This window comes from Hydrogenophaga bisanensis, from assembly GCF_042665135.1.
In the GTDB taxonomy this organism is placed as follows: domain Bacteria; phylum Pseudomonadota; class Gammaproteobacteria; order Burkholderiales; family Burkholderiaceae_C; genus Hydrogenophaga; species Hydrogenophaga bisanensis.
In genome coordinates, this window is record NZ_JBHTBX010000024.1 from 1 (window position 1) to 10,388 (window position 10,388).

Annotated in this window: 12 protein-coding genes; 10 read left to right on the plus strand and 2 right to left on the minus strand. The window is 62.9% G+C overall.

All coding sequences use genetic code 11. The features are described from left to right. Positions 1-930: 930 nt before the first annotated feature. Entirely contained in the window at positions 931-1,365 is a 435-nt protein-coding gene (locus tag ACFQNJ_RS19070) for an EamA family transporter (RefSeq protein ID WP_382260304.1), read from the minus strand. 151 nt (positions 1,366-1,516) lie between these two features. Between ACFQNJ_RS19070 and ACFQNJ_RS19075 the strand changes: the two genes are divergently transcribed. The 7 genes from ACFQNJ_RS19075 to ACFQNJ_RS19105 all read left to right on the plus strand — a co-directional run bounded on the left by ACFQNJ_RS19075 (position 1,517) and on the right by ACFQNJ_RS19105 (position 8,132). Next, on the plus strand, positions 1,517-2,212 hold the full coding sequence (locus ACFQNJ_RS19075) for a response regulator transcription factor (RefSeq protein ID WP_382260306.1): 696 nt from the start codon (positions 1,517-1,519) through the stop codon (positions 2,210-2,212). Then, a complete protein-coding gene (locus tag ACFQNJ_RS19080) occupies positions 2,209-3,549 on the plus strand; it encodes a sensor histidine kinase (protein WP_382260308.1) in 1,341 nt (446 codons plus the stop codon). The genes ACFQNJ_RS19075 and ACFQNJ_RS19080 overlap by 4 nt, the downstream gene beginning before the upstream one ends. A gap of 77 nt (positions 3,550-3,626) precedes the next feature. Beyond that, a complete protein-coding gene (locus ACFQNJ_RS19085; protein WP_382260310.1) occupies positions 3,627-4,376 on the plus strand; it encodes a phosphatase PAP2 family protein in 750 nt (249 codons plus the stop codon). After that, the gene (locus tag ACFQNJ_RS19090) at positions 4,373-6,073 is read left to right on the plus strand and encodes a phosphoethanolamine transferase (protein ID WP_382260312.1); all 1,701 of its coding nucleotides are present in this window, start codon (positions 4,373-4,375) and stop codon (positions 6,071-6,073) included. Before ACFQNJ_RS19085 ends, ACFQNJ_RS19090 begins: the two co-directional genes overlap by 4 nt. Further along, entirely contained in the window at positions 6,070-6,444 is a 375-nt protein-coding gene (locus ACFQNJ_RS19095; protein WP_382260314.1) for a diacylglycerol kinase, read from the plus strand. The genes ACFQNJ_RS19090 and ACFQNJ_RS19095 overlap by 4 nt, the downstream gene beginning before the upstream one ends. Further along, the gene (locus tag ACFQNJ_RS19100) at positions 6,441-7,109 is read left to right on the plus strand and encodes a phosphatase PAP2 family protein (RefSeq protein WP_382260316.1); all 669 of its coding nucleotides are present in this window, start codon (positions 6,441-6,443) and stop codon (positions 7,107-7,109) included. The genes ACFQNJ_RS19095 and ACFQNJ_RS19100 overlap by 4 nt, the downstream gene beginning before the upstream one ends. A 708-nt stretch (positions 7,110-7,817) precedes the next feature. Further along, complete coding sequence (locus ACFQNJ_RS19105) at positions 7,818-8,132, plus strand: DUF736 domain-containing protein (protein ID WP_019726278.1); 315 nt, start codon at positions 7,818-7,820, stop codon at positions 8,130-8,132. A 42-nt stretch (positions 8,133-8,174) separates the two neighbouring features. Here the strand turns inward: ACFQNJ_RS19105 and ACFQNJ_RS19110 are convergent, their stop codons facing one another. After that, complete coding sequence (locus ACFQNJ_RS19110) at positions 8,175-8,465, minus strand: helix-turn-helix domain-containing protein (protein WP_382260319.1); 291 nt, start codon at positions 8,463-8,465, stop codon at positions 8,175-8,177. Between the two features lie 296 nt (positions 8,466-8,761). Here ACFQNJ_RS19110 and ACFQNJ_RS19115 point away from each other — a divergent pair, with 296 nt between their 5' ends. From ACFQNJ_RS19115 to ACFQNJ_RS19125, 3 genes are all read left to right on the plus strand, one after another. Continuing rightward, entirely contained in the window at positions 8,762-9,112 is a 351-nt protein-coding gene (locus ACFQNJ_RS19115; protein WP_123108863.1) for a DUF2958 domain-containing protein, read from the plus strand. Positions 9,113-9,221: 109 nt separating this feature from the next. Beyond that, positions 9,222-9,401 (plus strand): hypothetical protein, encoded by a 180-nt coding sequence (locus tag ACFQNJ_RS19120; RefSeq protein ID WP_148043763.1) that lies wholly within the window; start codon positions 9,222-9,224, stop codon positions 9,399-9,401. Between the two features lie 54 nt (positions 9,402-9,455). Next, on the plus strand, positions 9,456-10,226 hold the full coding sequence (locus ACFQNJ_RS19125) for a DUF2285 domain-containing protein (RefSeq protein ID WP_382260323.1): 771 nt from the start codon (positions 9,456-9,458) through the stop codon (positions 10,224-10,226). The last annotated feature ends 162 nt before the right edge of the window (positions 10,227-10,388 follow it).

Genomic DNA, 10,388 nt, shown 5'->3' on the forward strand with positions numbered 1-10,388 from the left:
GCCGAAAGGGTCGACAACGGGGCGCGAATCGGCCCTCGAATGACCCGAATCACGCCGCAGTTGCCGCCATCTGAAAACTCGCGCATCTGCACTCGTCGCAACGAGCGTTGTGCAGACCTTCCCTAGGGGATCGGCCGCAAGGCCCATCCCCGCCGCGCGTGGCTTGGCACCCCTCGAACACCGCCGAACCGGCGTTGCCGGATCGGCCGGGCCAGCGCCCCGCCGCCATGGCAGAGCGTGACAGGGTACGCCGCGACTTGCTGCGGCAGGTTGTGTGAATGCGTGCCGTCCTCGACGCTGGCAGTTGGCCTATCACGTCACGAAGGACGGTTCACGGACAACCCGCACGGCATCGTCATGGAGCTTCCACGCCACGCCTCAAGAGCGGCACCGCAAGGTGCGGCAGGGGCGTTCTCGCCTGTCGTCGGGTGGTTGACCTAGCCGCGCCTCAGCGGGCGAACCGGAGATGCCTTCACGCGGGGATGCCGAGCCGGCCACATCTCATTTCGGAGCGGTTCGGCCCAAGGCGTCCTTGTCTCGTTGTGAATCTTGGCAGTGGCACGGCGAAGGCGAAATGCGCGGCTATCGTCCGTCCTTGGGCTGGACGGTTCGCGCCGATCTCACCGAAATTCATCCCATCACGGGTCTCGCCTTTGCTCGCAAGCCAACTGCGGCATGGATTTAATGCCTTGCCAGTTCGGTCAACGCGTCTGGCGCGCAGCGTCCTCGTCAGTCAGCCGACCAGCCGAGGACTCGGCAGCTCACCTCGTCCCGTGCCTTCCTACGCGCCGCCCATAGCAGCGTTTGGCGAGCGGCGCGACTAGCAACCTGGGCAAATTCATTGTGGCCCCGCTGGCCGTATTATTAATGGAGAAACCGTGGACTACCGCGGCGAAAGATAGCGTAACGAACGATTTTACTTGGTTGGGGCTACTTCTTGAACGCGAGCATGATGGCGCCCGCGCCGATCATGCCAACTGCCAACCATTCACGCGTGGAAGGACGCTCCCCGAGAAACATGAAAGCGAATGCGATCACTAGCACGACGCTCAATTTATCGATTGGCGCCACTAGTGAAACAGGACCGACCTGCAGTGCTCTGAAATAGCAAACCCAGGATGCGCCGGTAGCAACGGCCGATAGGAACAGAAACAACAACGATCTGCTAGGCAGTTGAAGCGGATTACTCCACTTGCCGGTAGATAGTACAAACAGCGATAAGAGGACACCGATCACAACAGTGCGTACAAGGGTCGCCAAGTCTGAATCAATCCCCTGGACCCCAATCTTGGCAAGGACCGCAGTCGCAGCCGCAAACACTGCCGACAGAAGTGCCCATACTAGCCAGTTGCCGGATTCAGCCATACTTGACCCCCGTTGCAGAGATATAAACGAAGTAGGAACATGCACATCATCAGCCGGCGAAGCCAACCGCGACCGCTGAGGATTTTGTCGGGCTCTTGGGCGACAACTTTAGACTTTTACCCACGCTAACCGCCACAAGAAGGCTCCTGCCATGCCAGTGTCGAGTTGTCATGTTCTCGTCGTCGAAGACGAGCAGACGATCGCTCAAAACGTCGTCGAATATTTGGAAGCGCAAGGGCATACAGTTGACATCGCCTACGACGGAAAAGCCGCTATGGTGCAGCTAAGGCAGCAGACCTTCGATGTGCTGGTGCTCGATTTGGGGCTGCCACGGCTCGATGGTCAGCAAGTCCTGCAGCAACTTCGTCACCAACTGGGACTGACCCTGCCGGTGCTGGTGCTCACCGCGCGGGACGCCATGTCGAGCAAACAAGCCTGTTTCGAGGCCGGCGCGGATGACTACCTGGTCAAACCGTTCTCGCTGGCGGAGTTGTCCCTGCGCGTGCATGCGCTGCATCGTAGAGCGACTGGCGCCATGTCGAGCGGCCCGCTTCGCGCGGGACCGCTCAGGCTGGACTTGCGCACGCAGCAGGCGTTTGTTGGTGATAAGCTTGTCCACCTTTCGCCGCGGTGCCTTCAAATCCTAGAAGTGCTGATGCGAGACCCAGGTCGATTGGTATCGCGAGCGGAGCTTGAGGAAGCCCTCTGGCAGAACGACGCGCCTGACAGCGACGCGCTACGAAGCCAGATTCACTTATTGCGCAGGGCGCTCAGCCAAGCGGGGTTCAATGGCGTGGAAACCCGTCACGGTGTGGGTTGGCGATTGCAGACGGAGGGCGAAGCATGAGCTTGCGTCGGCGCGTCATGGTCGCACTGGTCTCTCTGGTCGCCTCATTCACCCTCGTCCAGGGCGGCATCGCAGTGCTGTCCCTGCATGAACAGGAAGATGAACTCGTTGACGAACTTGTTCTGGCCGAGACCCATCGCTTGGCCGCTCGACTCGCGGAAAGCGGCCCCGCAGCAGCAATAAGCAACAGCCTATTGCCGGAAAGCTACGAGGCGTGGTGGGTTGGCAAAGGTGATTCCGTGCCTCGCCCAGTGCCTGCGGAGATGCAAGACTTGGCGAACGGCCCGCATCTGGACAGCACGCCAGGGGCGGAATATCACATCATGGTGATGCCGGTGGCAGAGGGGCGCCTATATGTTCGCTACAACGCCGTCAGCAATGAAAACAAGGTACGCGCCTTCGCCGTGCAAGTTTTCGTGCTCGCGCTGGTCTTCATCGGACTGGCGGCATGGATTGCCAAGTATGTTGCCGCCGTGCTGGTAGCGCCGTTGGAGAAGGTTGCTCAACTGCTCGACCACTGGGCTCCGGCATCCGAGCACGGAGAAACACCCCCGGCTGACGAAGAACAACGTGTTCTCAAGGCATTCGAGCGTGTCCAAGCCCGTTGGGAACTGGGATTGGCTAGGGAGAACGAGCGCTTGACCGACATCCACCACGAGATTCGGACACCGCTTACCGCACTCCGAACGGACCTTGAGATGCTGCAGAGCCAGAGCCTGCGCGATGGCGATCATGCGTCGCCACAAGTCGCCAGCGGTGTCACGCCGTCACAGCGCCTTCAAAGATCTCTCATTGCGATCGACGCCATCACCGGCGCGCTGGAGTCGATGCGTGCCCTGCGAACAGGCCAGGTGTCGCCTGCCGAACCTGTCCTCCTCGCAGATTGCATCGACGATGCGTGGGCAAGTCTTGGAGAATTGCCGGAGAAGCGGGCACTGGCCCTATCCAATGACGTCGACAGAGAGGTGGTTGCTGTCGTAGACCGCCAAGCGTTGATGGCGATCCTGCGTAACTTGTTTCGCAATGCTGCAGAGCATGCGGCTCCGGCCAGATTGCGGGTCAGCTATGCGCAAACGCAACTGATCGTCGCCGACGACGGGCCGGGCATACCTGAAGAGGAACGCGCCTTTGTGTTCGATCGCTACTACCGAGGGCGACTCGCTGACGCACCCGCCGCTCAGGAGGCCAATCACTTGGCAAGTGACTTCGGACGCGGGCTTGGTCTGGCCATTGTGCGGCAGGTCGCCGAGGTCAATGGATGGCATCTGAGCGTCACGGCAGCAGTCCCCAGAGGAACGCAGTTCTCGATTTCTTTTAAGGAACCCCAGGCGATTTGACGGAACTTTGACGACGCATCGATGGGAGGCTCACGGCCCTGTCCATACGCTGAAGGCTTTGAAAAACAAGTCTTCCGATGCTCCTATCAGATCGCGGCAAATGGCCGCCCCATAGCCTTTTCTGGTTCCGTGTCGGCGTTCTGCTGCCGTTGGGTCTTGCAGCGTGCGCGGTGCTGTTCAGGGACTCTGGGCTTGACGCCGCGCTGAGCGGCTATTTCTACGATCCCGCGCATCACCGATTTCTGGTCGGCACCCATGGCTGGATCGAACTGCTCGGCCATCGCATCGGCAAGTCTGTCGTACTGATCTGTTGGCTGCTGCTGCTCGCCGCCGCGATTGCAGCGCCGAGGCTTCCAGGAATCGCCCGGCATCGCGGACTGGTCTGGACACTGGTTCTGGCCATGGCGCTCGGGCCAGTCGTCGTAACACTGCTCAAGGACATCAACAGCCACGCCTGCCCATGGAGCCTGAAGGCCTATGGCGGGGCCGCCGAATACAGCGCTTCCTGGTTCGTATCTCGCGTGGAAGCGGGCCGCTGCTTTCCGGGCGGGCATGCGGCTGGCGGCTTCTCGATAGTCGCCGTTGCATTTGCCGGAGCCGTGCTAGGTCGCCCCGGTTTGTGCCGCGCAGGCCTCTGGTTAGGGCTTGGTGTCGGCACTGCTTTCAGCATTCTGCAGGTGGCAAAAGGGGCTCATTTCATGAGCCACAACCTGTGGTCGGCAGCGATCGACCTGTGGATGGCGGCACTTGTGTTCAGCCCGCTCATGGCCCCTGGTCGCGCATCCCCTCTGTACACGAACTCTGTCGCGGCAGAGACCCCGCAATGAGCGGCCCGACATCGCAAGGCCGGATCGACGCGGACGCCGAGCCAAAGATCGCTGCAACACCGCCGAAGCAATGGTCTGTCGAACGCTTGGTGCTCGTGGTCATCGCCCTGCTGGTGGTGTTTGCGAACCTGCCCTTCTGGCAAGCCACGCTCGCCAGCCGAAGTTTCGGTGATCCGAAGACTTGGCAATTCCTCCTGTCCACTGCGCTGCTCATCGCCTGGCTGCACGCTGTGCCGGCCCTGCTGCTGAGTACGCGCCTCACGGTGCGGCCCGTGTTGACCTTGTTCGTGCTGAGCGCGCTGATTGCGCAGCACATGATGCTGCACTATGGCGTGGTGCTCGATCCGTCGATGCTGCGCAACGCACTGCGCACCGATGTGCGAGAAGCCTCGGAACTCATCACGCCGCGGTTGCTCGCGAACGTGGGCTTCGCCGGCGTGGTGGCGCTTGCCATCTGGCGCATCCCGCTGCGCCGACAGCCGTGGCGCAGGGCGCTGGGTATAAGAGTGCTCACTGTGGCCGGTGTCAGCGTGGTGGGACTCGGCGCGCTTCTGCTCGGGTTCCAGGACTTCTCGTCAACCATGCGGAACCATAAAGAACTGCGCTATCGGATCACTCCTGGGAACGTCATCTATTCAACGGGGCGCGTGCTCGCCGACGACCTGCGAGATGCAGCGCGGACTGCTGAGCCTCTGATGCCAATCCGGACCGCGAGCGCTGCAGTCGGACAGAAGCCGCGCTTGCTGGTGCTGATCGTCGGCGAAACCGCGCGGGCGATGAACTTCTCCCTCAACGGCTATTCGCGGCCGACGAATCCAGAACTCTCCAAGCGTCCCATCATCAACTTCCCACAAACGAGCGCGTGCGGAACTTCGACGGAGGTATCGCTGCCTTGCATGTTTTCGTCCCAAGGACGTGCCGACTACGACGAAACGCGCATACGGGCAAGCGAGTCGCTCATCCAACTGCTGGCTCGCGCGGGCATGCGCGTCGTCTGGCTCGACAACCAAAGCGGCTGCAAGAACGTGTGCGCGGGCGTCGAGTTCAAGGATATGACGTCCAGCAACACCGACTCGCCCCTTTGTCCAGGCGGCCGCTGTTTCGATGGTGTTCTTGTTCAAGGCCTACGCGAGATCATAGACGGCGCCAGCAAGGGGCCAGCGCACGATACCGTCGTCGTTCTGCACCAATTGGGCAATCACGGTCCCGCCTATGCGAAGCGCTACCCCCAAGAGTTCGCCCGGTTCAAGCCAGAGTGCACGAAAGCGGAGTTGCGGGACTGCGACAGGGACGAGATTGTCAATGCCTACGACAACGCCATCCTCTACACCGATCACATCGTCGCATCGACCATAGACCTGCTTGCAACACAAGAGCAGCGGTTCGATGTCGGCCTGATCTATGTTTCCGACCACGGCGAGTCACTGGGCGAAAAAGGACTCTATCTGCACGGCATGCCCTATGCGATTGCGCCGCAGGAGCAACTGGCTGTGCCGATGGTCTGGTGGCTGGGCGGCACTGGCGTGCGTGGGTGGGGCGGCGTCGATGAGGCATGCCTGCGTAGACGCGCGAGCCAGCCGGCGCATCACGACAATCTGTTCCATTCGGTGCTGGGGCTCTTGCACATCGACACCGCACGCTACGTCGCTGACCGAGACCTGGTCAGCACTTGCCGGCGACAGCGGAGTGCGCCATGAACCCGCACAAGGGCCGCACTGGGTTCGACCGGATCATCCATGCCCTGCACCACTCGGCGCACGGACTGCGGGCTGCCTTCACCGGGGAGAGTGCATTTCGCCAGGAAGTGCTGCTCGCCTTCGTGCTCGCCCCCTTGGCTCTTTGGGTGGCTGGCGACTGGAAGGAACTTGCCCTGCTGATGGGCTCGCTTCTTCTGGTGCTGATCGTCGAGTTGCTCAACTCGGGCATCGAAGCTGCGATTGACCGGATTTCCTACGAACAGCACGAACTGTCGAAGCGCGCGAAGGACATGGGCAGCGCGGCGGTTCTGATAGCTCTCGTGCTGTGCGGCTTGGTCTGGTGCCTGGCACTGTGGGAGCGGTTCGCATGATGAGCCGTCTTGCGCTTCGCGGAGTTCACAGGCACAGATGGGAATGGCCTCCATTCGCTGTCGCCGTCGTTGCCGCAGGGCTCTTCTTCTGGCTGGCGCATGAGGCGGCGATCGAGCACGAACACAGCGCGCTGGAACTTGACTGGATGAGGGCGATCAGTGCGCTTCGCACTGATGTGATGACGTCCGCGCTGCTTTGGGTGAATCGTGTCCACGATGAGGCCATTGCCAGCCTCATTTTCATCATCCTGGCGGCGCAGGCCTTTCGGCGCCGCTGGCGCCAATTCCACCTGCTGCTCGCAATGGGACCGGGCGCGATGCTCCTGAACCTGCTAGCCAAGAGCGCCTTTCAACGGCCCCGGCCCCCGGTGGATGCGCTGGTCTCGGCCCATGGCTATGCATTTCCCAGCGGTCACACGATCGCCGCCGCTGCCACTGCGGCTATGCTCATTTACCTGACTTGGCACCAGACAACATCGCCGGGCTGGCGCGCGGCGGTTGCGATTGTCGCAGTGTCGATGGCCTTGGTGGTGGGGTTCAGTCGCGTCTACCTTGGAGCCCACTATCCGTCGGACGTGATGGCAAGCCTGCTGGAGGCTGTTGCCTGGTCCTGCCTTTGCATCGAGGTGGGCCGCTATCGACCGGACCTCTCGGGCGAGAACTGACCTAGCGTGTCGGCGCACAGCGCCGCCGGGCTTTCGGGCTGCGCCCCGTGCCGTCTTTGCCGTCACGGCCATTCGGCGTCAATCCCTCACGCCTTCGCGCCTGCGGCGCTGCGCGCTTCGCTTGCCTCCAGGGGAAAGCCCTGCGGGCTATCCCCGCCGCGCGCAGCTTGGCGCCCCTCGATGCGCTGGCGCTTGCTGCGGCAGGTTGTGCAGATACCAGCCGTCCTCAACGCTGGTGGTTCCTGCCCGTCACGTCACGAAGGACGGTTCACGGACAACCCGCCCGGCATCGCTATGGAGCTTCCACGTCACGCCTCAAGACCGGCGCCGCAAGGTGCGGCAAGGGCGTTCTGGCCTGTCGTCGGGTGGTTGACCTGGCCCGCGTCAGTGGGCGAGCCGGAGAAGCCTTCGAGCGGGGATGCCGAGCCGGCCCCATCTCCTTTCGGAGCGGTTCGGCCCAAGGCGTCCTTGTCTCGTTGTGAATCCTGGCGGTGGCACGGCTGCGCCTCGGGCTTCATGGCTGCAACCGTCCAGCGAAAACAATTTCCCCTGCGCTGCGCGCATTCCTCGCGGGCCAAATTCTTTTCGCCTCCCGGCTCTCCACTGCGTTGCGACCGCAAGCGGTGCAGCCCGCCCGTCCCCCGCCGGCCGGATCACAACAAGGACGCGATGGGCGCGAACCTTGTTCCACCAAAAGGAGAAATCATCATGGCCAACATCGGCACCTTCACCGCAGACAAAGACGGCTTCACCGGCACGCTTCGCACCCTGACCCTCAACGTCAAGGTCAAGCTGGTGCCCAACGACAAGGGGGACAACGAGAAGGCCCCCGACTTCCGCCTGCAGGCCGCCAGTCACGACATCGGCGCGGCATGGAAGAAGACCAGCGAGGCCGGGCGGGAGTACATCTCCGTGACCCTTGACGATCCTTCGTTCCCGGCCACGGTCTATGCCCGCCTGATCGAAGGCGAGGACGGCACGCACGACCTGATCTGGTCGCGCAGCAAGCCCCAGGCGGCCTGACGGCCACCAGCGCCCCGCCCACCGCGGCGGGGCGCAGTCCCGCTACGACCGGGCCGCCTCAAGCTGGCCTTCGGTCTCGCTCATCAGCACAGCCGTGCTGCATTCAAGTGCGCTGGCGATCTTGAAGATGACCGCCAGCGTGGGCATGTGTTCGCCACGCTCGATCTTGCCCATGTGCGAACGCTCGATGCCGGCCAGGTGCGCCAGCGATTCTTGCGCAATCCCTCGCTCCATCCGTAGCGCACGCACCGCCGCGCCGAAGGCTTGCGCCAGGTCGGCATCGAAAGTGGTAGCGCCGGCCGGTCGGCCTGGCTGAACGGATCGCTTCTGCATAGACAGAAGCGTCGAATCGAAGGACAATTAAAACCACGTTATCTTTAACTCATTGACGAAAAAACGCTGTTCCGTGCTTTTACGGAAATCCGTATTTACGGATTCCAACAGAACCGGGGAATCGCATCCGTGTCTTTCCGGCTTCCTACAATTCCGCTTCTGCGCTTGCGTTCTTCCAAGGATGCGATGGCTTGCGCATCCGTGCTTGCGCACGAAAGCACGCAGACGGTTTGGCGGTTCCGTGCTTCGACGCAGAAGCGCATCCGCGCATCCTCGGTTTCGTGGAGGTTCTGGCCATGACCTTGCCACTTGTCACTGCTGACGAACGCGCCCGGCTGCTCGCCCACGGGGCGGCGCTCGCTGCTGGCCAGCACCTCGACCCGCTGCCCGTGGTGCGGCTGTTCACCCCCGACGCGCATGTGACCTGGCTGCTGGTGTCGCTCGACCCTGCGGATGACGACACGGCCTACGGGCTGATCGACCTCGGTATCGGGATGCCCTCGCTGGGCACGGTCAAGCTCTCCGACCTGACCGGCATCGTCGGCCCGCGCAAGCTGCCGGTGCGGCGGGATCGGTATTTCCAGGCGCTGCGCCCGCTGTCGGAGTACGTCCGGCTGGCGCAGGAGAACGGCGCGATCACGGACTGATGAAGGCCAGCGCAGCCCGGCCAGCCGGGGCGCATTGTGACTCTTTCGGTCTTACCCAAGACCTGTACGGTCTCAATCGGCATTGATGCACCGAAGCGGTGCCAGCCTGATGCAAACAGTCATGATCTTTGGCGCGGCCTGCGGCACGGTATCCGATGCCGCGCACCATTTCCGGGTTGTGCAGCCGTCGCATTCAGACGATTTCCGCAACACGCCGGAGCCAAACGGTCTTGACACCGACAGTTACAGCTTAACCTTTTTTGATGACGACCTGATGGCGTTTCGATAGCTCCCGCACGGCGGAATCCGTGGCGACGCACCCCAAGAACAGGGAGGTCTCGCCATGACTGATCGCAGCGCCGAACACTGGTATCCGACAGCGGCCTATCTCTACGTCCTGCACCTGGACGGCCCCGCGTTGGCTTGGGAATACTTGCGCCGAAACCCCGGCTACCGCCGCGACTGGCTGCGCCGTCGCCGGCGGCCGGACGCGGCGCAGGCTTGGGGCCTGCGCCTGCTGGAAGATCCCGCTCTGGATGCGCGCGACGCGCACCCAGCCTGGTTCCCCGATCATGATGCCGTGGTGCAGCTTCTTCCCGATGCCGATCCGCCACCCGAGGCCGATGCCTTCGAGTTCTGGCGCGTGCCTGGCCGCAAGCAACTGATCCACGACGGAAAGCGCCTGGTCCTGTTATCGCACTGGCCCGGCTGCTGCCTGCGGCTCGCGCTCGCGCCTGGCCTGGAAGACGGCATGGCCTACCTTTACGCCACCCGCGCCTGCGCAACGCCCTGCGCACGCTACCGCGCGCTTGCCGCCGAGCTGGATGCACTGTCCGCCGCGACCGTGGCCGCGCCTGCGGCGGCGGCCCGCTCCCGGCCCACGTCGGCCGCGGTGCTGGAACTGCACACCTTGCAGGCGCTCGACGCGACCCTGGCGGGCGCGTCCTTGCGCGAAGTCGCCGAAGGACTATTCGGCGCGGATGCCGTCGTGGCCGACTGGCACAAGGACAGCGCCTTGCGTGCCCGCGTGCGGCGGCTGGTTAGGCGTGGCGAGGCGCTGATGCGCGGCGGCTATCGCAGTCTGGCGCAGCTTCCGCCAGTTGCATCGCAGTAAGGGCGGACGTTTTGCAGCCTCTGCATTTCGTCCCTTAGGGAAGGTCTGCACAACGCTCGTTGCGACGAGTGCAGATGCGCGAGTTTTCAGATGGCGGCAACTGCGGCGTGATTCGGGTCATTCGAGGGCCGATTCGCGCCCCGTTGTCGACCCTTTCGGCCG

Coding starts and splice junctions, on each gene's coding strand:
- ACFQNJ_RS19075 (WP_382260306.1), top strand. CDS start 1,517: ATGCCAGTGTCGAGTTGTCATGTTCTCGTCGTCGAAGACGAGCAGACG.
- ACFQNJ_RS19120 (WP_148043763.1), top strand. CDS start 9,222: ATGCAAACAGTCATGATCTTTGGCGCGGCCTGCGGCACGGTATCCGAT.
- ACFQNJ_RS19085 (WP_382260310.1), top strand. CDS start 3,627: ATGCTCCTATCAGATCGCGGCAAATGGCCGCCCCATAGCCTTTTCTGG.
- ACFQNJ_RS19100 (WP_382260316.1), top strand. CDS start 6,441: ATGATGAGCCGTCTTGCGCTTCGCGGAGTTCACAGGCACAGATGGGAA.
- ACFQNJ_RS19115 (WP_123108863.1), top strand. CDS start 8,762: ATGACCTTGCCACTTGTCACTGCTGACGAACGCGCCCGGCTGCTCGCC.
- ACFQNJ_RS19070 (WP_382260304.1), bottom strand. CDS start 1,365: ATGGCTGAATCCGGCAACTGGCTAGTATGGGCACTTCTGTCGGCAGTG.
- ACFQNJ_RS19090 (WP_382260312.1), top strand. CDS start 4,373: ATGAGCGGCCCGACATCGCAAGGCCGGATCGACGCGGACGCCGAGCCA.
- ACFQNJ_RS19125 (WP_382260323.1), top strand. CDS start 9,456: ATGACTGATCGCAGCGCCGAACACTGGTATCCGACAGCGGCCTATCTC.
- ACFQNJ_RS19095 (WP_382260314.1), top strand. CDS start 6,070: ATGAACCCGCACAAGGGCCGCACTGGGTTCGACCGGATCATCCATGCC.
- ACFQNJ_RS19105 (WP_019726278.1), top strand. CDS start 7,818: ATGGCCAACATCGGCACCTTCACCGCAGACAAAGACGGCTTCACCGGC.
- ACFQNJ_RS19110 (WP_382260319.1), bottom strand. CDS start 8,465: ATGCAGAAGCGATCCGTTCAGCCAGGCCGACCGGCCGGCGCTACCACT.
- ACFQNJ_RS19080 (WP_382260308.1), top strand. CDS start 2,209: ATGAGCTTGCGTCGGCGCGTCATGGTCGCACTGGTCTCTCTGGTCGCC.